At 61.6% G+C, this 22,965-nt stretch carries 23 protein-coding genes; 20 read left to right on the forward strand and 3 right to left on the reverse strand.

All coding sequences use genetic code 11. The features are described 5' to 3' along the window. The first annotated feature begins 6 nt into the window (after positions 1–6). From JJD74_RS11440 to JJD74_RS11530, 19 genes are all read left to right on the forward strand, one after another. Entirely contained in the window at positions 7–261 is a 255-nt protein-coding gene (locus JJD74_RS11440; protein WP_042557293.1) for an acyl carrier protein, read from the forward strand. Beyond that, on the forward strand, positions 258–803 hold the full coding sequence (locus tag JJD74_RS11445) for a hypothetical protein (RefSeq protein WP_200613873.1): 546 nt from the start codon (positions 258–260) through the stop codon (positions 801–803). The genes JJD74_RS11440 and JJD74_RS11445 overlap by 4 nt, the downstream gene beginning before the upstream one ends. Continuing rightward, positions 800–2,479 (forward strand): acyl-CoA synthetase family protein, encoded by a 1,680-nt coding sequence (locus JJD74_RS11450; protein WP_200613875.1) that lies wholly within the window; start codon positions 800–802, stop codon positions 2,477–2,479. Before JJD74_RS11445 ends, JJD74_RS11450 begins: the two co-directional genes overlap by 4 nt. Next, entirely contained in the window at positions 2,472–3,206 is a 735-nt protein-coding gene (locus JJD74_RS11455; RefSeq protein WP_200613877.1) for a glycosyltransferase family 2 protein, read from the forward strand. Before JJD74_RS11450 ends, JJD74_RS11455 begins: the two co-directional genes overlap by 8 nt. Beyond that, a complete protein-coding gene (locus JJD74_RS11460; protein ID WP_042557289.1) occupies positions 3,203–4,150 on the forward strand; it encodes an LpxL/LpxP family acyltransferase in 948 nt (315 codons plus the stop codon). Before JJD74_RS11455 ends, JJD74_RS11460 begins: the two co-directional genes overlap by 4 nt. Then, a complete protein-coding gene (locus JJD74_RS11465) occupies positions 4,131–5,675 on the forward strand; it encodes an HAL/PAL/TAL family ammonia-lyase (RefSeq protein WP_200613879.1) in 1,545 nt (514 codons plus the stop codon). Before JJD74_RS11460 ends, JJD74_RS11465 begins: the two co-directional genes overlap by 20 nt. Beyond that, positions 5,668–6,093 (forward strand): acyl-CoA thioesterase, encoded by a 426-nt coding sequence (locus JJD74_RS11470; RefSeq protein WP_095187415.1) that lies wholly within the window; start codon positions 5,668–5,670, stop codon positions 6,091–6,093. The genes JJD74_RS11465 and JJD74_RS11470 overlap by 8 nt, the downstream gene beginning before the upstream one ends. Beyond that, a complete protein-coding gene (locus JJD74_RS11475) occupies positions 6,090–6,692 on the forward strand; it encodes an outer membrane lipoprotein carrier protein LolA (protein ID WP_200613881.1) in 603 nt (200 codons plus the stop codon). Before JJD74_RS11470 ends, JJD74_RS11475 begins: the two co-directional genes overlap by 4 nt. After that, complete coding sequence (locus tag JJD74_RS11480) at positions 6,676–9,015, forward strand: MMPL family transporter (protein ID WP_200613884.1); 2,340 nt, start codon at positions 6,676–6,678, stop codon at positions 9,013–9,015. Before JJD74_RS11475 ends, JJD74_RS11480 begins: the two co-directional genes overlap by 17 nt. Continuing rightward, entirely contained in the window at positions 9,012–10,175 is a 1,164-nt protein-coding gene (locus tag JJD74_RS11485; protein ID WP_200613886.1) for a sodium:proton antiporter, read from the forward strand. The genes JJD74_RS11480 and JJD74_RS11485 overlap by 4 nt, the downstream gene beginning before the upstream one ends. Further along, complete coding sequence (locus JJD74_RS11490) at positions 10,162–11,409, forward strand: NAD(P)/FAD-dependent oxidoreductase (RefSeq protein WP_200613889.1); 1,248 nt, start codon at positions 10,162–10,164, stop codon at positions 11,407–11,409. Before JJD74_RS11485 ends, JJD74_RS11490 begins: the two co-directional genes overlap by 14 nt. After that, entirely contained in the window at positions 11,406–12,131 is a 726-nt protein-coding gene (locus JJD74_RS11495; protein ID WP_042557282.1) for a class I SAM-dependent methyltransferase, read from the forward strand. The genes JJD74_RS11490 and JJD74_RS11495 overlap by 4 nt, the downstream gene beginning before the upstream one ends. After that, a complete protein-coding gene (locus JJD74_RS11500; RefSeq protein WP_200613892.1) occupies positions 12,131–12,721 on the forward strand; it encodes a hypothetical protein in 591 nt (196 codons plus the stop codon). The genes JJD74_RS11495 and JJD74_RS11500 overlap by 1 nt, the downstream gene beginning before the upstream one ends. Further along, positions 12,718–13,914: a beta-ketoacyl-[acyl-carrier-protein] synthase family protein gene (locus tag JJD74_RS11505; RefSeq protein ID WP_200613895.1), complete on the forward strand. Its 1,197-nt coding sequence runs from the start codon at positions 12,718–12,720 to the stop codon at positions 13,912–13,914. Before JJD74_RS11500 ends, JJD74_RS11505 begins: the two co-directional genes overlap by 4 nt. Then, entirely contained in the window at positions 13,911–14,375 is a 465-nt protein-coding gene (locus JJD74_RS11510; RefSeq protein ID WP_042557279.1) for a hotdog family protein, read from the forward strand. Before JJD74_RS11505 ends, JJD74_RS11510 begins: the two co-directional genes overlap by 4 nt. After that, positions 14,368–15,096 carry a 3-ketoacyl-ACP reductase FabG2 gene (locus JJD74_RS11515; protein WP_047299408.1) on the forward strand — a complete coding sequence of 243 codons (729 nt, stop codon included), beginning with the start codon at positions 14,368–14,370 and terminating at the stop codon, positions 15,094–15,096. Before JJD74_RS11510 ends, JJD74_RS11515 begins: the two co-directional genes overlap by 8 nt. Further along, complete coding sequence (locus JJD74_RS11520; protein ID WP_200613897.1) at positions 15,096–16,322, forward strand: beta-ketoacyl-ACP synthase; 1,227 nt, start codon at positions 15,096–15,098, stop codon at positions 16,320–16,322. The genes JJD74_RS11515 and JJD74_RS11520 overlap by 1 nt, the downstream gene beginning before the upstream one ends. Before the next feature lie 25 nt (positions 16,323–16,347). Further along, entirely contained in the window at positions 16,348–17,151 is an 804-nt protein-coding gene (locus JJD74_RS11525; protein WP_042557276.1) for a hypothetical protein, read from the forward strand. Between the two features lie 155 nt (positions 17,152–17,306). Then, positions 17,307–17,744, forward strand: coding sequence for a hypothetical protein (locus JJD74_RS11530; RefSeq protein WP_042557275.1), 438 nt, complete (start codon positions 17,307–17,309; stop codon positions 17,742–17,744). A 19-nt stretch (positions 17,745–17,763) separates the two neighbouring features. Here the strand turns inward: JJD74_RS11530 and JJD74_RS11535 are convergent, their stop codons facing one another. Next, the gene (locus JJD74_RS11535; RefSeq protein WP_200613900.1) at positions 17,764–18,666 is read right to left on the reverse strand and encodes a LysR family transcriptional regulator; all 903 of its coding nucleotides are present in this window, start codon (positions 18,664–18,666) and stop codon (positions 17,764–17,766) included. Between the two features lie 118 nt (positions 18,667–18,784). On the opposite strand from JJD74_RS11535, the gene JJD74_RS11540 reads away from it, so the two are divergent. Next, positions 18,785–20,056 carry an MFS transporter gene (locus tag JJD74_RS11540; RefSeq protein ID WP_042557273.1) on the forward strand — a complete coding sequence of 424 codons (1,272 nt, stop codon included), beginning with the start codon at positions 18,785–18,787 and terminating at the stop codon, positions 20,054–20,056. A 177-nt stretch (positions 20,057–20,233) separates the two neighbouring features. On the opposite strand, the gene hemE is transcribed toward JJD74_RS11540, so the two are convergent. Together hemE and JJD74_RS11550 are read right to left on the reverse strand one after the other, a co-directional pair. Then, positions 20,234–21,301, reverse strand: a complete 1,068-nt coding sequence (gene hemE, locus JJD74_RS11545; RefSeq protein WP_007909440.1) for a uroporphyrinogen decarboxylase — start codon at positions 21,299–21,301, stop codon at positions 20,234–20,236. 186 nt (positions 21,302–21,487) lie between these two features. Beyond that, positions 21,488–22,906, reverse strand: a complete 1,419-nt coding sequence (locus tag JJD74_RS11550; protein WP_042557272.1) for an FAD-dependent oxidoreductase — start codon at positions 22,904–22,906, stop codon at positions 21,488–21,490. Positions 22,907–22,965 lie beyond the last annotated feature (59 nt).

Raw genomic sequence — 22,965 nt, forward strand, 5'->3', positions numbered from 1 at the left:
CGGACCATGCAAACTCGTGACGATATTTTCAACACCCTGCGTGATGCCCTGGTCGAGCTGTTCGAACTGGATCCCTCCCGTGTAAGCCTGGATTCCAACCTGTATCAGGATCTGGAGATCGACAGCATCGACGCGGTCGATCTGATCGACCACATCAAGCGCCAGACCGGCAAGAAGATCGCCGCCGAAGAATTCAAATCAGTGCGCACTGTCGGTGACGTGGTCGAGGCGGTCTACCGTCTGGTTCACCCGGCCGCATGAGCCGACTGATCGGCCTCGGCCTGTTGCTGGCCGGTCTGCTGTATCCCTTTGCGGTGTATTTCGGCATGGAGCACTTTGCCCCGTGGCAGTTCGGCCTGCTGTTGGGCAGCCTGTGGCTGGCGCGAGCACTGGTCGGCGAACGCAAACCCGGCAGTCTGTGGATGGCCTGCGTGGCGATCATGTTTTGCCTGTTGCTGGCGCTGTTCGACAGCCCGCTTTTGCTGCGCTGGTATCCGGTGCTGATCAGCGGTTTCATGCTGGTGCTGTTCAGCCTGAGCCTGAAATACGGCCCGCCGATGGTCGAACGCCTGGCGCGGCTGCGTGAACCGCAGTTGCCGGCCAACGCAATTGTCTACACGCGCAAGGTCACGGTGGCCTGGAGCGTGTTTTTCTTCTGCAACGGTTTGTGCGCCGCGCTCCTGACCCTGTGGGCGCCGCTGAGTTGGTGGATGTTGTACACCGGCCTGATCTCCTACGGATTGATCGGCCTGATGTTTGCCATTGAATGGCTGATACGACAACGGGTAAGAGGCCGTACATGAACTGGATAAAACTTGAGCAACTGTTGCTCAAGGCGTTGCCGGCGCGGGCGATCAGCCAGGCCCCGGCATTGGATCACGCACAGCTGTGCGAGCAGGCGTTGAGCGTGGCTGCCGGCCTGCAAGCCCAAGGCGTGCAGCGTTTGGCCGTACATCTGGAAGATGCCGCCGACCTGGCCATCGCCCTGCTCGGTGCCTGGCGCGCTGGCGTCAGCGTATTGTTGCCCTCGGACTTGCAAGCGCAAACCCGCCAACGCTGGTCCGGCGAAGTGGATCTGTGGCTGACCGATCAAACCGGCGACAGTGGTTTAGCTCAATTCCATCAGCCGCCACTTCCCGGCGCCGAGCTGGATCTGGATCAGTGTCGCTTGAGCTTGTGCACTTCCGGCTCCAGCGGCGAGCCCAAGCGCATCGACAAGACCCTGCGCCAGTTGGCCAATGAGGTCGAGGCGCTGGAACAGCTGTGGGGCGCGGATCTCGCCGAGGCATGCATCATCGGCAGCGTCGCCACCCAGCACATCTACGGTTTGCTGTTTCGCGTGCTGTGGCCGCTGTGCGCCGGGCGAACGTTCGTGCGCAAACAACTGGCATTCCCCGAAGACCTGCAACGCGCCAGCCGCGAGTATCCAGCCTTCGCCTGGGTTGCCAGCCCGGCGCTGCTCAAGCGCATGGGCGACAACCTCGACTGGCTGGCCCTGAGCGCTGTGCGCCGGGTGTTTTCCTCGGGTGGCGCACTGCCTGTAGACGCGGCTCAAAGCCTGCAGCAACGCTTGCAACAGTGGCCGACTGAAATCCTCGGCAGCTCGGAAACTGGCGGCATCGCCTGGCGCCAGGGTGAGCAGCTATGGCAGCCGTTCGCCGGTGTCGAATTGAGTCAGGACAACGACGGTGCACTGCTGATCGCCTCACCGTACCTGCCTGCCGGGCATGTCGAACACACCGCCGATGCAGCACGCATTGCCGCCGATGGCCGTTTCGAACTGCTGGGTCGACTGGACCGAATCGTCAAACTCGAAGAAAAACGCATTTCCTTGCCGATGCTTGAGCAAGCCCTGGTCGCCCACGACTGGGTTGCCGAAGCGCGCTTGGGCGTTGTTCAGGAAAATCGTGCGTCCCTCGGCGCCTTGCTGGTGCTCAGCGAGTCCGGCCTGTTTGCTCTGCGCGAACACGGTCGACGTAGCCTGACCGAAGCCCTGCGCCAGCACTTGAAAGAGCACTGCGAAGCTTTGGCCCTGCCGCGTCGCTGGCGATTGCTGCGGCAAATGCCGCTTAACAGCCAGGGCAAACTGCCGCAGGCGGATATCGAGGCGCTGCTGCTCGGCCCTCGACCGAAAGCCCCCGAGGTGCTGGAGCAAACCGAAACGGACGGCGAATGGAGCCTGCAACTGAGCGTGCCGCCGGATCTGGCGTACTTCAGCGGCCACTTCCCCAAAGCCCCCGTGTTACCCGGCGTGGTGCAAGTGGAATGGGCACTGAACCTCGCTCGGCAACTGCTCAACCTGAGCGGTGCCTTCGCTGGCATGGAAGTGCTGAAATTCCAGCAACTGGTGCGTCCCGGCGATGAAATCCAGCTGCACCTGCGCTTCGATCCCGAACGCGGCAAATTGTATTTCGCTTATCGCAATGACATGGCGACCTGCTCCAGTGGCCGCATCCTTCTGGAGACTGGCAATGCATAACCCCTGCGCCGTGATCCCGGTCTACAACCACGAAACCGCAATCACCACCGTTGTCGACGCCCTGCTCGCCCAAGGTCTACCGTGCCTGCTGGTGGACGACGCCAGCAAGCAGTCCTGCGCGCGGGTGCTGGACGTGCTGGCCGAGCGCGACAACGTCCATCTGGTGCGGCTAACCATCAATCAGGGCAAGGGCGGCGCGGTGATGACCGGCCTGCGCGAAGCCTCGCGCCTGGGTTTCAGCCACGCGCTACAGGTCGACGCTGACGGTCAGCACGATCTGCACGACGTTGCCCGCTTCGTTGAGGAGTCCCGCGCACATCCGCAAGCGATGATCTGCGGCTATCCGCTGTTCGACGAAAGCGTGCCCAAGGGCCGCTTGTACGCGCGCTACCTGACCCACGTGATGGTCTGGATCAACACACTGTCGCTGCAGATCCGCGATTCGATGTGTGGCTTTCGCGTCTATCCGGTTGCAGCGACGCTGGCGGTGATCGACTCGGCCAGGGTCGGCAAACGCATGGATTTCGACTCGGACATTCTGGTGCGCCTGGCGTGGCGCAATCAGCCGATGCGCTGGCTGGAAACCAGCGTGCATTACCCGCTGGATGGCGTCTCGCACTTCCGGCTGTTCCATGACAACGTGCTGATTTCGAGCATGCACACGCGGCTGTTCTTCGGCATGTTGCTGCGCTTTCCGCTCATCCTCTGGCGACGGTGGCGGACATGACCGTCGATACCGAAAAGAAGCACTGGGCCGACCGCGAGGAACGCGGCAGTTTCCTGCTGATGAAATTCACCGCGCTCGCCGCCAAGGTGCTTGGTCGCCGCCTGCTGAGCCCGTTGTTATACGGCATCGTCCTGTACTTTTTCCTGTTCGGCCGCACGGCCCGACACAGCGCCCGGCAATACCAGCAGCACCTGGCCGACTGGAGCCAACGCGAAGACTTGCGCCCAAGCCATTGGCGGGTGTTCGGCCAGTTCATGGCGTTCGCCGACTCGCTACTCGACAAGCTCGACGTGTGGAACGGCAAGCTGCGCATCGAGCAAATCGAAATCATCGACCCGGCGCTGCTGCGCACTCAGTTGCGCGGCAGTCGCGGGCAATTGCTGGTCGGCGCACACCTGGGCAATCTCGAAGTGTGCCGGGCGCTGGCGGAGATCGGCGAAAAGGTCACGATGAACGTGTTGGTGCACACCAAGCACGCCGAGCAGTTCAACCGCTTGCTGGGGGAAGCCGGGGCGACCAATCTGCGCCTGATCCAGGTCAGCGAACTCGACCCGGTGATCATGCTGCAACTGCACGAACGCCTGGAGCGCGGCGAGTGGCTGGCGATTGCCGGCGACCGTGTGCCGCTGCACGGCGGCCGTAGCGTGACCGTGGACTTCCTCGGCCATCCGGCACCATTCCCGCAAGGCCCATGGCTGCTGGCCGGGCTCCTCAAATGCCCGGTCAATCTGCTGATGTGCCTCAAGCAACCCGACGGCCATTATCGCCTGACCCTCGAACCCTTCGCCGACGCCGTAGTGTGGAAGCGCAGCGAGCGCGAGCAGGTCATTCATCAGTGGGCCACCCGCTACGCGCAGCGCCTGAGTCACTATTGCCTTGAAGCTCCGCAGCAATGGTTCAACTTTTACCCTTTCTGGAAGACCGATGACGACGCCAACCCATGAGCCGGTAACCTTCGGCGAACGCCCTCTGCGCATCGAAGACGTGCTGGCCCTGGCCAACCGTCAGGCGCCCGTACAGTTGCAGAGCGACGCCGATTACCGCGAGCGGATCGCCAAGGGCGCACGGTTCCTCGATTCGCTGCTGGACAAGGAAGGCGTGATCTACGGCGTGACCACCGGTTACGGTGATTCCTGCGTGGTCGCGGTGCCGCTGCATCACGTCGAGGCGCTGCCGCGTCATCTCTACACTTTCCACGGTTGCGGGTTGGGCAAACTGCTCGACGCCCAAGCCACCCGCGCAGTGCTGGCGGCGCGTTTGCAGTCGCTGTGCCACGGCGTTTCCGGGGTGCGCATTGAACTGCTCGAGCGCCTGCAAGCCTTCCTCGAATACGACATCCTGCCGCTGATTCCCGAAGAAGGCTCGGTTGGCGCCAGCGGCGATCTGACGCCGCTGTCCTACGTCGCGGCAACCCTGTCCGGTGAGCGTGAAGTGATGTTCCGTGGCGAGCGCCGTCAAGCGGCCGACGTCCATCGCGAACTCGGCTGGACGCCGTTGGTGTTGCGCCCCAAAGAAGCGTTGGCACTGATGAACGGCACCGCCGTGATGACCGGCCTCGCCTGTCTCGCCTACGCCCGCGCCGATTACCTGTTGCAACTGGCTACCCGCATCACCGCGCTGAACGTCGTGGCGCTGCAAGGCAATCCGGAGCATTTCGACGAACGCCTGTTCGCCGCCAAACCGCATCCGGGGCAGATGCAAGTGGCCGCGTGGCTGCGCAAGGATCTGGCGATCGACGCGCCGACTGCGCCGCTGCACCGTTTGCAGGATCGCTACTCGCTGCGCTGTGCTCCGCATGTCCTCGGCGTGTTGGCCGACAGCCTGAACTGGCTGCGCTCGTTCATCGAGATCGAACTCAACAGCGCCAACGACAACCCGATCATCGACGCCGAAGCCGAGCGTGTGCTGCACGGCGGGCACTTCTACGGCGGGCACATCGCGTTCGCCATGGACAGCCTGAAAAACCTCGTGGCCAACGTCGCCGACCTGCTCGACCGTCAATTCGCGCTGCTGGTCGATGAACGTTACAACCACGGTTTGCCGAGCAATCTGTCCGGCGCCACGGCGGATCGGGCGATGCTCAACCACGGCTTCAAGGCTGTGCAGATCGGCACCAGCGCCTGGACCGCCGAGGCGTTGAAAAACACCATGCCGGCCAGCGTCTTCTCGCGCTCCACCGAGTGCCACAACCAGGACAAGGTGAGCATGGGCACCATCGCTGCCCGTGATGCGATCCGCGTGCTGGAGCTGACCGAACAGGTCGCCGCCGCTACGCTCCTCGCTGCGAACCAAGGCGTATGGCTGCGCGCGCAAGCCGAAGACGCCCGAGCGCTGCCGCCTGCGCTGGCCGCCATGCACGAAGAACTTGCCAAGGACTTCCCGCCGGTCATCGAAGACTGCGCACTGGAAGGCGAACTGCGCCTGTGCCTGCAACGCATCGCTGCGCAACACTGGAGGCTGCATGCGTAGCGCCGGAGTACTGCACGCCGATACGGAAATCCTCGTCCCGTTCTTCGACGTCGACACCATGCACGTGGTCTGGCACGGCCATTACGTCAAATACCTCGAAGTAGCGCGCTGTGCGTTGCTCGACAAGATTGGCCACAACTACACGCACATGGTCGAATCCGGTTACGCCTGGCCGATCATCGATCTGCAGCTGCGCTACGTGCGTGGCGCGGTGTTCGGTCAGAAGCTGAACGTGCGCGCCAGCCTGGTCGAGTGGGAAAACCGTCTGAAGATCAACTATCTGATCACCGACCTGCAAAGCGGCGAACGCCTGACTCGCGCAAGCTCCGTGCAAGTGGCAGTCGAAGTGAGCAGCCGCGAGATGCAACTGGCTTCACCAAAAGTCTTCACTGATGCCGTGGAAAGGATGCTGCGATGAACCTGTTTTTCAGAAGTCTTGGCGCGCTGGTGCTGCTGACCGTGTCGTCACTGGCCCACGCCTTTGACCTGCAACAACTGAGCGCACAACTGGCCAAGCCGGACGTGATCCACGGCCAGTTCGTCCAGGAAAAACACCTGCGCGCCCTGCCCCAGCCGCTGATCAGCAAGGGCAGTTTCGTCCTCGCAAAAAACCAGGGCCTGCTCTGGCTGCTGAAAACCCCGCTGCAACAGGATTACCGCATCAGCGCCAAAGGCATTGCCCGGCGTGACGGCAACGGCTGGCAACTGCTGCCGAACAAGAGCGCCGGGGCCGAGCAGAACCGCTTGTTCCTCGCTGTGCTGCAAGGTGACAGCAGCGGCCTGCAACGCGACTTCGAACTGGCGCTCAGTGGCGACGCGCAACGGTGGAAACTCACCCTGACCCCACGTTCGCTGTTGCTCAAGCAAGTGTTCAGCCAGATCAACATTGACGGCGGCGAACTGGTGCAAACCATCGAACTGCTGGAAACCCAAGGCGACAGCACCGTGCTGCGCATGCAGGACAGCACCGCCGGCCAACCGTTGAGCGACGCGGAGCAACATGACTTTGCCGAGTGAACGCAAGCTGCCCTGGCTGTTCCTGATTCTGCTGCTGGCGGTGGTCGCGCTGGCCGGTTGGCAGTGGCGTGACGGTGCGCCGTTGTCCGCCAACCTGATGGAACTGGTGCCGGGCACTGACCCCGACGCCCTCGAACTGCGCGCCGAACAACGCATGCAGGAGCCTCTCAACCGCGAAATGCTGGTGCTGGTCGGTCACGCCGATCGCCAGCAAGCAGTGGCCATGGCGCAAACGCTGGGCGAGCAATGGCAAGCCAGCGGACTGTTCGAAAAAGTGCAGTGGAACCTGCAAGCAGACCTCCCGGCCTTGCGCACGCAATTGCTGCAAGGGCGGCTGGCGATGCTCTCGGCGAATGATCGGCAACTCCTGATCGAACATCCCGACGCCTTCATTCAGCAACGGGTGCAGGCACTGTTCGACCCGTTCAGCGGTTTCAGTCTGGTGCCGAGTCAGGACGACTGGCTGGGCCTGACTGCACGCATCCAGAACAGCCAGCCGCAACACGGCGCGGTGCAGCTGGACATCGGCAGCGGTGCGTTGGTCGCCGATGCCGACGGCAAGAGCTGGGTGCTGTTGCGCGCACGCACCACCGGCAATGCTTTCGACATGAACCTGCCGCTGCAAGTGGCCGATCTGCTTAAGCACAGTCGTGATCAGGCCGCGCAATCCGACGTGCAGCTTCTGGCCGCGAGCGGTCTGCTGTACGCGGCCAGTGGTCAGCAACAGGCCACTCGCGAGATGACCTGGGTGGGCGGCGGCGCCACAGTCGGGATTCTGCTGTTGCTGCTTTTGGCGTTCCGTCGCTGGCGCGTGTTGTTGGCATTTGTGCCGGTGCTGGTGGGCATGTTGTTCGGTGCCGTGGCGTGTGTGGCGCTGTTCGGCCATATGCACGTGATGACATTGGTACTCGGTTCCAGCCTGATCGGCGTGGCGGTGGATTACCCGCTGCACTATCTGTCGAAGAGCTGGAGCCTGAAACCGTGGCGCAGTTGGCCCGCCTTGCGCCTGACCCTGCCCGGGCTGACGCTGAGCCTGATCACCAGCGCCATCGGTTATCTGGCACTGGCGTGGACGCCCTTCCCGGCGCTGACGCAAATCGCCGTGTTCTCCGCCGCCGGCTTGCTTGGCGCCTATCTGTCGGCGGTGTGCCTGCTGCCGGCGCTGTTGAAGAATGTCGAACTGCGCCCGGCGCAATGGCCGCTGCATCTGGCCAAACGGCTAATAAACCTGCGGGAAAAACTGCTGGAGCGCATCTGCACGCCAATACTGCTGGTGCTGTTGATCGCCTTCTGTGTCGGCGGTCTCGTGCAACTGCAAAGCAAAAACGACATCCGCCAATGGGTCGGCGCGCCACAGCAACTGACCGACGAAGCGCAGACCATCGCACGCATCACCGGGTATCAGCCGACCAGCCAATTCTTCCTGGTGCGCGCGGCCAATCAGCAAGAACTGCTCGCACGACAAGCGGCACTGAGCGAACGTCTGGAGCAACTGGTCAACCTCGACAAACTGCAAGGTTTTCTGGCGCTCGATCAACTGGTCAGCCCGCCAAGTCAACAAGAGCAAGTGCGCCAAGCGCTGAACAAGCTTCCACAGTTCTGGCAGCCGCTGCTCGATCTCGGCGTGCCGGTAACGGCCCTGCAAAACGAGTTGCAGCAGTTGCAAAGATTGTCCTTTGAGGACATCGACGCCGCGCTGGTCGGTCCGCTCGGCGAGCCCTACCGCACGCTGTGGCTCGGCCCGACCGAAGAGGGCGTGGCGGCGATCACCAGTCTGCAAGGCCTGAACAATTCTTCGCTGCTGCGGGTGCAGGCGCTGGATTTACCGGGGGTGGTGCTGGTGGATCGCCTCGGGGAATTGAACAGTGTTTTCGCCGCCACGCAGATCAGCGCGGCAGAACTGAAACTCGCCTCCTGCGTGTTGATCGTGCTGGTGTTGATCCTGCCGTTTGGTCTCGGCGGCGCCCTGCGCATCGTTACGCTGCCGTTGCTGGCAGCGCTGTGCAGCCTGGCCAGCCTCGGTTGGCTCGGCCAGCCGCTGACATTGTTCAGCCTGTTCGGCCTGTTGCTGGTGACAGCGATAAGCGTCGATTACGCGATTCTCATGCGTGAGCAAGTCGGCGGCGCGGCGGTGAGTCTGCTCGGCACGTTGCTGGCGGCCGTGACGACGTGGCTGTCATTCGGTTTGCTGGCGGTATCGAGCACGCCAGCAGTGAGCAACTTCGGTTTATCGGTCAGCCTCGGTCTGGCCTTCAGCTTCATGCTTGCACCGTGGGCCGGGCGTCACCCTCACACCGCAACAGTCGCGGAGCCGGCAGCATGATGGTCGTCGGATTCTGGCTGCTGGCCCTGGCGCTGTTCTTTGTCGCGACCCGCGTCGGTCGCCACTTCGGCCTGATTCCGATTGTCAGCCAGTTGCTGTTGGCGAGTTTCGGTTTGCCGCTGCTGATGTATTTCTGGATCGAACCGGGCTGGCAGCTCAGCGGCGCCGAACTGATTGCGCCGACGTGGCTGAAAGACCTCTACAGCCTGAGTTTTGCCCTGTTGCTCGGGCACATCCTCAGCGATGTGATCGACCTGCGTCTGGATCGCCAGAGCGTGAAAATCGCCGTACCGAGTTTCGCCGTGCCGTTCGCCTGTGGCCTGGCGACAGCCTATTGGCTGCTGCCGGCGCAACCGTGGCTCAACTCGTTGGCCATCGGTCTGGTGTTCGCCATCACGGCCATTCCGGTGCTGTATCTGTATCTGCGCCACATCGACTACCCGCCCGCCGCCACACGACGGCTGGTGCAAACCGCGATCCTGATCGATCTGACCTGCTGGACCCTGTTCGGCCTCGCCCAAGGCAGTTTGCACCTGAGCAGTCTGTTGCTGCCGCTGGGGCTGGCGTGCGTGCCCTTGCTGCTGCGTCTGTTCGGTGTGCAGCGACCGCTGACTTATAGCCTCGGCTTCTTCGCGTTATTGGTGCTGGCCGAGCACTACAAACTCAACGCGCTGATTTTCGGCATCGGTTACCTGTTGTGTATGGCCACGCTGAAAATACCGCTGGTGCTGCCGTTGCCGGCGCGCTGGATGAGCCGTTTGCAGACGTGGATCGCGATCCCGTTGATCCTCACGTTCGGCATCGTGCAGATCGACGTACACGCCGCCCTCGCCAGCCTTGGCGCGCTGCAATGGGCGGCACTGCTGCTGGTGCCGATTGCCAGTAAACTGCTTGGCAACTGGCTTGGCCTCGGCTGGGCCGGTGCCTCGTTCGAGGGTGCCAGTCGCTGGCGGGAAAGCGTGCTGCTGAACATTCGCGGCCTGAGCGAAATCGTCTTTCTCAACTTGCTGTTGCAACAACAGCTCATCACCCCGGCGCTGTACTTAGCGCTGATGCTGATGGGCCTGATCGCGACGTTGCTGCCAGCCCTAATCGGCCTGCATCGCGCCCCATTGAATTTGAACAATCCACTGCCCCGGAGCTCACGTGCCAATCGTTGAAATGGAATCGCGTCAGGTCGTGATCATCGGCGCAGGCCCCTCGGGCGCCATCGCCGCCGCTCTGCTAAAGCGCAAAGGGCACGACGTGCTGGTGATCGAGCGTCAGCACTTCCCAAGGTTTTCCATCGGCGAAAGCCTGCTCAGCCATTGCCTGGACTTCGTCGAAGAAGCCGGCATGCTCGACGCCGTCAACGCCGCCGGGTTCCAGCGCAAGACCGGCGCTGCGTTTGCCTGGGGCGAGCGCTACAGCGCGTTTGATTTTGGCGACACATTCACCAACGGCAAGCCGACCACGTTCCAGGTGCAGCGCGCCGACTTCGACAAACTGCTGGCCGATCAAGCCGCGCTGCAAGGCGCCGAGATTCGCTATGGCGATGCCATCGTCAGCGTCGATTTCGACCGGGCAAAACCGCAGTTGGATGTGCGCCGCGAAGACGGCAGCGAATACCGCGTCGAAGCGGATTTCGTGCTGGATGCCAGCGGTTACGGTCGCGTGCTTTCACGCTTGCTGGATCTGGAGGCCCCGTCGAATTTCCCGGTGCGCCAGGCGGTGTTCACTCACGTCGAAGATCACATCGACAACCCGGCGTTCGACCGCGAAAAAATCCTCGTCACCACACATCCGCAGCATCGCGATATCTGGTTCTGGACCATCCCGTTCAGCAATGGTCGCTGCTCGGTCGGCGTGGTCGCCGCTGCCGAACACTTCGAAGGTCGCGATACCGATCTTGACGCCTGTCTGCGCGGTTTCATCGCCGAAACGCCAAGTCTGGCCGGCGTGCTCAACAACGCCGTGTGGGATACCCCGGCGCGCACCCTCGGCGGCTACGCAGCCAACGTCAAAACCCTGCACGGCCCGGGCTTTGCGTTACTCGGCAACGCGGCGGAATTTCTCGATCCGGTGTTCTCCTCCGGCGTAACCATCGCCATGCGTTCGGCGAGCATGGCGGCGGCGGTGTTGCATCGTCAGTTGCAGGGCGAAACGGTGGATTGGCAAAGCGAGTTTGCCGAGACGCTCAAACGCGGCGTCGACACCTTCCGCTGCTATGTCGAGGGCTGGTACGCCGGGACCTTCCAGGATGTGATTTTTTATGAACAGAGCCAGGCCGACATTCGCCGGATGATCTGCTCGATTCTCGCCGGTTATGCCTGGGATGAACGCAACCCGTTCGTCAGCGAAGCTCGGCGCCGGTTGAAGATGATTTCCGAACTTTGTGCAAAGGACGCCCCATGAATTACCTGAGCGACAGCTACGTCGAGGAAACCCGCTTCGGTTTCTGGTTCCTGCGCAGCCACACCTGGCAGCATCACGTATTGCGCGTGGCAATCAACGATCTGCGTGGGCTGTTCAGCGAAGCACCGCCGGCAAACCCGGTGCTGCTCGATGCCGGTTGCGGTCAGGGCAAATCGTTCGGCCATTTGCGCCAGACCTTTGCACCTCAACGTTTGATCGGCATCGATGCCGATCCGCACAGCCTTGAATTGAGCGCCGAAGAAGCGGCGCGTCAGGGATTGCAAGTCGAGCTGATCGGCAGCGATTGCGCAACGCTCAACGTGGCGGACGCCAGTGTCGATCTGCTGTTCTGCCACCAGACCTTTCATCATCTGGTCGAGCAGGAAAAGGCCTTGGCCGAGTTTTATCGGGTGCTCAAGCCTGGCGGTTATCTGCTGTTTGCCGAATCGACCGAGGCTTACATCGATACCTGGGTGATTCGCTGGCTGTTCCGCCATCCAATGCACGTGCAGAAAAGCGCCGCGCAGTATCTGGGGATGATTCGCGAGCAGGGTTTTGAGTTTGGCGAGCGCAATGTTTCGTACCCGTATTTGTGGTGGAGCCGGTCGAAGGATTTCGGTTTGCTGGAGCGTTTTGGACTGCTCAAGCCCAAACCGTTCGGGCAGCGGGAAGAGACGCTGGTGAACGTGGTTGCGCGCAAGCCGCTGGAAGGTGAGATCTGATGCGCCACATAACCTGTGGGAGCGAGCCTGCTCGCGAAAGCGGTGGGTCAGCTTGCCTCGATTCTGGATGTGCCGACGCATTCGCGAGCAGGCTCGCTCCCACAGGGTTTGTGGTTTGGCTGATATGGGTGATATTTGCCCTGTTGAGTGGTTGCGCTAGCCACGCACCACTACCAACGGGCAATCCGACTCTACCGCTGCCCCTGCAACTGCACATCGAACGCAACCTCGCCGAGCAACGCCAGGACTGGCTGCTGGTGATCCAGCGTGAAGGTTCCGGCATCCGCTGGTCGATGATGGACCCGCTGGGCATTCCCCAGGCACGTCAGCAACTGATCGACGGGCGCTGGCAGGCCGATGGCCTGCTGCCGCCCAATCCCGAAGCCCGGGAGTTGTTCGCCGCGTTGCTGTTCGCCCTGACCCCGTCCGGCGAACTCCTGCGAAACTACCCCGCCGCGCAGCAACAGGGCGAGCAACGCTCCCTGCCTGCGCGCTGGAATATCCGCTACTCACAACCGTTGAGCTTCGAATTGAAACTGCCTCAAGGCCCGCACTACCGCGTCTCCCCCCTCGGTGAACCGACGCCATGACCGCCTACTTGAATGCCCTCGGCGTAATCTGCGCACTGGGCCGCGACAAGCATGAAGTTGCGCACAACCTGTTCGCTGGCGACTGCTCCGGCATGCGACGCGAATCCGGCTGGGTGCCGGAGCGTGAGTTGCCGGTGGCCGCCGTGCACGGTGAGCTGGCAGCGATTGCGCCAGAACTCGCCGACCAGCGCAGCCGCAACAATCAGCTTTTGCTGGAAGCCGCGTTACAGATCCGCAACGACATCGACCGAGCCATTGAGACTTATGGCCGCGAGCGCATCGGCGTGGTACTCGGCACCAGCACCTCGGGCATTGACGAAGCCAGTCGTGGTCTGGCGCATTTCCTTCGTGAACAGCAGTTCCCGAGCGGATACGACTATCGGCAACAGGAACTCGGCGCCCCGGCGAATTTTCTTGCCGACTGGCTACAACTGAGCGGTCCGGCCTACGTGATTTCCACCGCGTGCACTTCCAGCGCACGCGCCCTGATGAGTGCGCAGCGCCTGCTCGACCTCGGGCTGTGCGATGCAGTGCTCTGCGGCGGCGTCGATAGCCTGTGCAAACTGACCCTCAACGGTTTTTCATCGCTGGAAGCGGTATCCGATGAGCGCTGCAATCCGTTCTCGGCCAATCGCAACGGCATCAACATCGGCGAAGCCGCGGTGCTGTTCGTGATGAGCAAGCAACGCGGGAAGGGTCCGGCCATCGCCCTGCTCGGCGCTGGCGCCAGTTCCGATGCGCACCATATCTCGGCGCCGGAACCGAGCGGGCGCGGCGCGCTGCAAGCGATGCAAAAAGCCTTGAGTCGCGCGCAATTGCAGCCCGGGCAAATCAACTATCTGAACCTGCACGGCACCGCAACCCAACACAACGACGCTATGGAAAGCCTGGCGGTTGCCACGCTGTTCCCCGACGGCGTGGCGTGCTCGTCGACCAAACCAATGACCGGTCACACGCTCGGTGCTGCCGGCGCGCTGGAAGCGGCGTTCTGCTGGCTGAGCCTGAGCGCTGACAACCCAGGCCACGCGCTACCGCCGCACGTCTGGGACGGCCAACCCGATCCCGACCTGCCAGCGCTCAAGTGGGTGACCGCAAGTGAACCCCTGACGTCCATTGCACCCCGCTACCTGATGAGCAACTCGTTTGCCTTCGGGGGCAACAACGTCAGCCTGATTATCGGAGACGCCCCATGACTGACTGGCCGCTCGCCGAACTGCTGCCTCACGCAGGCGACATGATCCTGATCGACAAGATCATCCGCTTCGACGAAGAACAGATTTACACCTGCCTCACGGTCAAGCCTGACGGCCTGTTCAGCCTGCCCGACGGCAGTCTGCCGGCGTGGGTCGGCGTCGAGCTGATGGCACAAAGCGTCGCCGCGTTCGCCGGTTGTCATGCACGGCGCAAAGGCAACCCGGTGGAACTGGGTTTCCTGCTCGGCACACGCAAGTTCGAGTGCAACGTCGAAGCGTTTCCGGCCGGCAGCGAGTTGACCGTCCACGGCATCCGCTCGCTGGAAGATGACAACGGCATGGGCGTGTTCGAATGCCACATCACTGCGCCCGGCATCCAGGCCAGCGCCCGACTGAATGTGTTCCGCCCGCCGCAACCGTCCCAATATCTGCAACAGACACAGGAGTCGAACGATGACTGAATCCGTACTGGTCACCGGCTCCAGCCGGGGCATCGGCCGCGCCATTGCCTTGCGTCTGGCGCAGGCCGGGCACGACATCGTCCTGCATTGCCGCAGCGGCGTCGCCGAAGCCCAGGCAGTGCAGGCTGAAATTCAAGCGCTGGGTCGCAACGCGCGCATCCTGCAGTTCGATGTCGCCGACCGTGAAACCTGCAAAACCATTCTCGAAGCCGACGTTGAAACCCACGGTGCCTATTACGGTGTAGTGCTCAATGCCGGGCTGACCCGCGACGGTGCCTTCCCAGCCCTGAGCGACGACGATTGGGACGTGGTGCTGCGCACCAACCTCGACGGTTTCTACAACGTCCTGCACCCGGTGATGATGCCGATGATCCGTCGCCGCGCCGCTGGTCGCATCGTTTGCATCACTTCGGTGTCGGGATTGATCGGCAACCGTGGCCAGGTCAACTACAGCGCCTCCAAGGCCGGTGTCATCGGCGCCGCAAAAGCGTTGGCGATCGAACTGGGCAAGCGCAAAATCACCGTTAACTGCGTCGCGCCAGGCCTGATCGACACAGCGATGCTCGACGAAAACGTGCCGGTGGAAGAATTGATGAAAATGATCCCCGCGCAACGCATGGGCACCCCTGAGGAGGTGGCCAGTGCGGTGAATTTCCTGATGTCGGCGGAAGCTTCGTACATCACCCGCCAGGTCCTGGCGGTCAACGGAGGCTTGTGCTGATGAAGCGCGTCGTTGTTACCGGCATGGCCGGCATCACCTCGCTGGGCAGCGACTGGCAGACCATCGCTGGCAACTTCGCGGCCAACCGCAGCGGCATCCGCCGGATGGACGAGTGGGATCGCTTCAGCGAACTGAACACGCGTCTCGCCGGCCCCATCGATGATTTCGTCGTCCCGGCGCACTGGACCCGCAAGCAACTGCGCAGCATGGGTCGGGTTTCGCGTCTGGCTGTCGGTGCAGCGGAACAAGCCCTGGCCGACGCCGGCCTGCTCGGCGACGCATCGATCAAGGACGGGCGCATGGGCGTGGCCTGCGGGTCGTCCACCGGCAGCACCGACGAGATCAAGGCGTTCGGCAACATGCTGCTCAACTCGGTGGCCGAGGGTCTGAATGCCAACTCCTACGTGCGCATGATGCCGCACACCACAGCGGCGAATATCAGCATCTTCTTCGGCCTCACCGGGCGTCTGATTCCGACGTCCAGCGCCTGCACCAGCGGCAGTCAGGGCATCGGTTATGCCTACGAGGCAATCAAGTTCGGACGCCTGCCGCTGATGCTCGCCGGCGGCGCCGAAGAACTCTGCCCGACCGAAGCGATGGTGTTCGACGCGCTCTACGCCACCAGCCTGAAAAACGACGAGCCGCAATCCAGCCCACGTCCGTACGACAAGGGCCGCGATGGTCTGGTGATCGGTGAAGGTGGCGGCATGCTGGTGCTCGAAGAGCTGGAACACGCCCTTGCTCGCGGTGCACATATCCACGCCGAGATCGTCGGTTTCGGCAGCAACGCCGACGGCCAGCACACCACACGCCCGGAACAAACCACCATGCGCCGTGCGATGGAACTGGCGCTCGAAGACGCCGGGCTCACACCGGATGCGATCGGTTACGTCAATGGCCACGGCACCGCTACAGAACAGGGCGATATTGCCGAAACACTGGCGACCAGCAGCTTATTCGGTGAACGCATGCCGATCAGCTCGCAGAAGAGTTTCCTCGGCCATACGCTGGGGGCCTGCGGAGCGCTGGAGTCGTGGTTCAGCATCGAAATGCTCAACCGCGACCTGTACGTGCATACGTTCAACCTCGATGAGGTCGATCCGCACTGCGGCAAGCTCGACTACCTGCGCGGTGAATTCCGCCAGATGAACAACGAATACGTGATGAACAACAATTTCGCTTTTGGTGGCGTCAACACCTCGTTGATTTTCCGCCGCTGGCACTGACCGCTACACGTTTGGAGTGAAGGGAATGACTCAGTTTCACCGCATCGCCGCCCTGCTGGCCCTGGCTTTTGTACTCGGCGGTTGCACCAGCAAACCGGTGTACAACGCCAAGGAAGAGTTCTCCAGCAACCTGGGCTTCACCGAATCACAGATGAGCCGCGCCATCGTCACTGCGCTCAATGATCGCCAATGGGTCGTGCAATCGGTGCGTCCGGGCATGATCAAAGCCGCGATCACCGTGCGTGGTCGTCATCATGCCGAAGTCGACATCCCGTTCACCCCGACTTCGTTCGAAATCGACTACCGCAGCAGCTACGGCCTGAATGCCAAGGACGGCAAGATCCACGGCAACTACAACCGCTGGGTCAACCGTCTGCGCGACAACGTCCTCAAAGAGCTGTCGATCAACCCGGACATCGAAGCCGTCAACAGCCTTGGCATCATCAAGCAAGGCGCCGACGAGCCGACCTACCTCAGCTTCCGCGAAGGCGTCAAACGCGCCACCGACGCCGGCCTGCTCGACGGCAGCGTCAAGTTCTACCTGGCCGGCGAAACCCTGCCAAAACAGGTACGCAAACTCGACACCGTCAGCAGCAGCCGCAAGACCAACGGCTCGAACAAGTCCGACGAAGACGCCTGCTTCTGGGCCCTGCAATCAGCCCTCGCAACCCTGCAGAACGCCGCCAAAAAGGCCGACGCCAACGCCGTGATCAACATCGCCAGTGTCGACCAGCGCGACCTCTACAAAGACACCGAAAAATTCCAGTGCCGCGCCGGGCTGGTCGTGTCGAGTGTGGCGTTGCGTGGGGATTTGGCGCACGTGGATTGATGGAACTGTAGAAACGACAAAGGGCGCCTTTCGGCGCCCTTTTTATTTTGCCCATCTACACTCGTTCAAGCAGGCAACCGCACCACACCTGCCAGAACGGCGAGCCCCAGTCGATCAAACACTCGCTGCTCTCTTTCACCGTCAAGGAGATGACCATGCAAGTGAAAGCCCTGATCGCCGCAACGCTCTTCTGCCTGCTCCCCAGCGCCAGCCACGCCACCAATCTGATGTACATGCCGTTCGAGACCGTGCTCTCGGATGCGCTTCGTGCCGGGCGGCTGGATGGCAGTGTGAAGTTTTATCTGGTTGGCAATGGGCCGCTGGGAACTCAACAGTTGCTAAGGCGGGGCGTGGTCAGTGATCTGAGTACCAACGGGTTCAACAAGAGTGATCAGTTCTCGTGCGAGTGGGTGCTGCAGTCAAACCTGATCAAGTTGCAGGCCGAGGCCAAACGGGTCGGGGCGAATGCGGTGACCAATATCGTCAGTTATTACGACCAGCATGTGCGCAAGGATTTGAATACTTACGAGTGTCGAGCGGGGATTTTTGTCACGCGGGTGGCGTTGAAGGGGGATTTGGTGCGGTTGCCTTGAAGGCTGCGATCTTTTGACTTCAGGTTTTCAGAGGCTCGACCTTACTTGTAAGCAGGTCGACAAACGCCTTGGCCATCGGCGATTTCTGATCCTTGCGCTGCACAAGCCATACGGCCGACACCGCTGCGGGGTCGAGCAGCGGCCGGTAGACCACGCCGTCGATGCGCATCCGCTGGTAGGACGCCGGCAACACCGACACGCCCAACCCCGCCGCCACCAGGCCGATGATGGTCATGGCTTCGCCGGCCTCTTGGGCGAAATGCGGGCTGAAACCGGCGTCGCGCGCCAGGCTGAGCAGTTGTGCGTAGAGACCGCTGCCATAACTGCGCGGGAAGAACACGAAAGGCTCCAGCGCCAGCGCCGAGAGAAACAACCCCTCCTCGCTGCCCTGCGCCAACGGATGCTTGGAACTGAGCACGGCGACCAGCGGCTCGCGCATCAATTCCACAACGCTCAATGAATCCGGCAAACCCAGCGGGCGCATGATGCCGACTTCAATTGATTCGTCGACCAGCGCCTCGGCAACCTGGGTGCTACTCATCTCACGCAAATGCAGATGCACCGCTGCAAACCGCTGGCGAAATGAAAAGATCGCCTGCGGAATGGTCGAGTTGAACGGCGCCGATGAGGTGAAGCCGATCTTCAGTTCACCGAGTTCGCCGAGTTGCGCACGACGGGCGACATCCGCCGCTTTGTCGACTTGCGCCAGCACCAGCCGCGCCTCTTCCAAAAACAATCTGCCGGCCTCACTCAGCTCGACCCGACGATTGGTCCGTTCAAACAGACGTGCACCGACCTCTTGCTCAAGCGCCTGAATCTGCTGGCTAAGCGGTGGCTGGGAGATGCCCAGCACCTGTGCTGCGCGGCCGAAATGCAGTTCTTCGGCGACGGCGATGAAGTAGCGCAGGTGACGCAATTCCATAAAAACCCCATTAGGTCGTTAAAGCTATCAAACAGGTCGAATAATATATTGGATAGAAACATTAGCCAGCTATATGATTTTTTCATTGCCTGCCCGGCTGCGCTCTCCGAGGTCCGATGTGAAAACTGCCACCGCCCCCCTTGCCCATGAGGTTCCGCCTGCAGCGGACGATGTCGTCGCCGAACTGCAAGAGATCTACATCGAAAAAGGCACACCGATGTTCATGCGCACGGTGCTGGCGCTATTCAGCGGCGGGTTTGCGACGTTTGCACTGCTGTATTGCGTGCAGCCGATGATGCCGTTGCTGTCTCATGAATACGGAATCAACGCGGCGCAGAGCAGCCTGATTCTGTCGGTGGCCACCGGCATGCTCGCCATCGGCTTACTGATCACCGGGCCGATTTCCGACCGGGTCGGGCGTAAACCGGTCATGGTTGCCGCGCTGTTCGCGGCAGCGCTGTGCACCATGGCCAGTGCAATGATGCCGAGCTGGCACGGCGTGCTGATCATGCGCGCGCTGATCGGCTTGTCGTTGAGCGGCCTGGCCGCGGTGGCGATGACCTATCTGAGTGAAGAAATTCATCCGCAACACATCGGCCTTGCCATGGGTTTGTACATCGGCGGCAACGCAATTGGCGGGATGAGCGGACGCCTGATTACCGGGGTGTTGATCGACTTCGTCAGTTGGCACACGGCGATGCTGGTGATTGGCGGTCTGGCGATGATTGCGGCGGCGGTGTTCTGGAAGATCCTGCCGGAGTCGCGCAACTTCCGCTCACGCTCGCTGCATCCGCGCAGCTTGCTTGACGGTTTCACCATGCACTTTCGCGATGCCGGTCTGCCGCTGTTGTTTCTTGAAGCGTTCGTACTGATGGGCGCGTTTGTCACGCTGTTCAACTACATCGGCTATCGCTTGCTGGCCGCACCGTACAACCTCGATCAAGTGTTCGTCGGTTTGCTCTCGGTGGTGTACCTGTCAGGGATCTACAGTTCGGCGAAAATCGGTTCGCTGGCGGACCAACTGGGGCGGCGCAAAGTGTTGTGGGCAACTATCGCGCTGATGTTCGCCGGTCTCGCGTTGACCATGTTTACACCGCTGCTGCTGGTGATCGTCGGCATGTTGATTTTCACCTTCGGCTTCTTCGCCGCGCATTCGGTAGCGAGCAGCTGGATCGGCCGTCGAGCGATCAAGGCCAAGGGCCAGGCGTCGTCGCTGTACCTGTTCAGCTATTACGCCGGGTCAAGCATTGCCGGGACAGCGGGCGGGGTGTTCTGGCATTTGGGTGGGTGGAACGGGATTGGACTGTTTATCGGCGCGCTGTTGCTGGTGGCGCTGTTGATAGCGTTGAAGCTGGCGAAGTTGCCGCCATTGGGTGGTGTGAAGGCCTGACCCAAAACCAGTGTGGGAGCGAGCCTGCTCGCGAAAGCGGTGGATCAGTCAGCAAATTTATTGACGCAAACTGCGCATTCGCGAGCAGGCTCGCTCCCACATTTGCTAAGCGTCCGACTGTGGATTACGCATACAAAAACGCCCGGCATTGGCCGGGCGTTTTTTATTGCGTATCGATCACTCGTGATACTGAGCCGACAACTCATGCACCGCGCGCAGGAAGGCACCGGCGTGTTCCGGGTCGACTTCCGGGGTGATGCCGTGGCCGAGGTTGAACACGTGGCCGCTGCCCTTGCCGTAGCTGGCGAGGATGCGCCCGACTTCGGTGCGGATTGCTTCCGGCTTGGCGTAGAGCACGGTCGGGTCCATGTTGCCTTGCAGGGCAACCTTGTCGCCAACACGAGCGCGGGCGTTGCCGATGTCGCAGGTCCAGTCCAGGCCCAGTGCGTCGGCGCCGGCCTCGGCGATGCTTTCCAGCCACAGGCCGCCGTTCTTGGTGAACAGGATCACCGGCACCTTGCGACCGTCGTTTTCGCGGATCAAACCGCTGACGATTTTCTTCATGTAGGCCAGCGAGAATTCCTGATACGCCGCCGCCGACAGATTGCCGCCCCAGGTATCGAAGATCTGCACCGCTTGCGCGCCAGCCATGATCTGGCCATTGAGGTACGAGGTCACCGACTGCGCCAACTTGTCCAGCAGCAGGTGCATGGCTTGCGGGTTGTCGTAGAGCATGGCTTTGGTCTTGCGGAAGTCTTTCGACGAGCCGCCTTCAACCATGTACGTCGCCAGCGTCCAAGGGCTGCCGGAAAAGCCGATCAGCGGCACACGGCCGTTCAACTCACGACGGATGGTGCTCACCGCGTCCATCACGTAGCCAAGGTCTTTGTGCGGATCAGGGATCGGCAGGGCCTCAATGTCGGCCAGGGTGCTGACGACTTTCTTGAAGCGCGGGCCTTCACCGGTCTCGAAGTACAGGCCCTGGCCCATGGCATCGGGGATGGTGAGGATGTCGGAAAACAGGATCGCCGCGTCCAGTTGTGGATAGCGGTCGAGCGGTTGCATGGTGACTTCGCAAGCGAACTCCGGATTCATGCACAGGCTCATGAAGTCACCGGCGTGGGCACGGCTGGCGCGGTATTCCGGCAGGTAGCGGCCGGCCTGACGCATCATCCACACGGGGGTGACGTCTACGGGTTGCTTGAGCAGGGCGCGGAGGAAACGGTCGTTCTTCAGGGCAGTCATGTCGGCATCCGGAAAAAAAGTGCGGGCATTTTCTCAGAGCGCGAGGGAAAAGGCACGGATGCAGGTCAGCCTTTTGTCTATCGGGTCAATTTATTGCGTTGGAATGCAGACTTTGTAACGCCACAAAACACTGTGGGAGCTGGCTTGCCAGCTCCCACAGGTATTGCGGTGCAGCTTAAAACGGTTTTAGACGCCCAGGTAATCAAGGATCCCTTCGGCGGCATTACGGCCTTCGAAGATTGCCGTCACTACCAGGTCGGAACCGCGCACCATGTCGCCACCCGCAAAGATCTTCGGGTTGCTGGTCTGGTGCTTGTACTGACCTTGCTCAGGCGCAACGACACGGCCCTGGCTGTCAGTCTGGATTTCGAACTGTCCGAACCAAGGCGCCGGGCTCGGACGGAAACCGAAGGCGATGACCACGGCGTCGGCCGGGATGATCTCTTCGGAGCCCGGGATCGGCTCGGGGCTGCGACGGCCACGGGCGTCCGGTTCGCCGAGACGGGTCTCGACCACTTTCACGCCTTCGACCCGGTCTTCACCGACGATGGCGATCGGCTGGCGGTTGTAGAGGAATTTCACGCCTTCTTCCTTGGCGTTCTTCACCTCTTTGCGCGAGCCGGGCATGTTCGCTTCGTCACGACGATAAGCGCAGGTTACCGACTTGGCACCCTGGCGGATCGAGGTGCGGTTGCAGTCCATCGCCGTGTCGCCACCACCGAGCACCACAACCTTCTTGCCTTTCATGTCGACGAAATCTTCCGGCGACTTTTCAAAGCCCAGGTTGCGGTTGACGTTGGCGATCAGGAAGTCCAGCGCGTCATAAACGCCCGGCAGGTCCTCACCGGCAAAACCGCCCTTCATGTAGGTGTAAGTACCCATGCCCATGAACACGGCATCGTATTCGGCGAGCAGTTGTTCCATCGTCACGTCAGTGCCGACTTCGGTGTTGAGCCGGAACTCGATGCCCATGCCGGTGAAGACTTCGCGACGATTGCTCAGCACGCTCTTTTCCAGCTTGAACTCGGGGATACCGAAGGTCAGCAGACCACCGATTTCCGGGTTCTTGTCGAACACCACCGGGGTCACACCGCCACGCACCAGCACGTCGGCACAGCCCAGACCCGCCGGGCCAGCACCGATGATCGCGACACGTTTGCCGGTCGGTTTGACCTTGGACATGTCCGGGCGCCAGCCCATGGCGAACGCGGTGTCGGTGATGTACTTCTCGACCGAACCGATGGTCACTGCACCGAACCCGTCGTTAAGGGTGCAGGCACCCTCGCACAGACGATCCTGAGGGCAAACCCGGCCGCAGACTTCCGGCAGGGTGTTGGTCTGGTGCGACAGCTCGGCGGCCTGAAGGATGTTGCCCTCGGCCACCAGCTTCAGCCAGTTGGGAATGAAGTTGTGCACCGGGCACTTCCATTCGCAATACGGGTTGCCGCAACCCAGGCAGCGGTGGGCCTGATCGGCCGACTGCTGGGGTTTGAAAGGTTCGTAGATTTCGACGAACTCTTTCTTGCGTTGACGCAACAGTTTCTTCTTCGGATCTTTGCGCCCGACATCGATGAATTGAAAGTCGTTACTGAGACGTTCGGCCATCTTCAAAACCTCATAACAGCAGCTTCAAGCTACTAGCTTCAAGCTGCAAGAAAATCACT

This window comes from Pseudomonas sp. MF6776 (assembly GCF_016613125.1).
GTDB lineage: Bacteria > Pseudomonadota > Gammaproteobacteria > Pseudomonadales > Pseudomonadaceae > Aquipseudomonas > Aquipseudomonas iridis.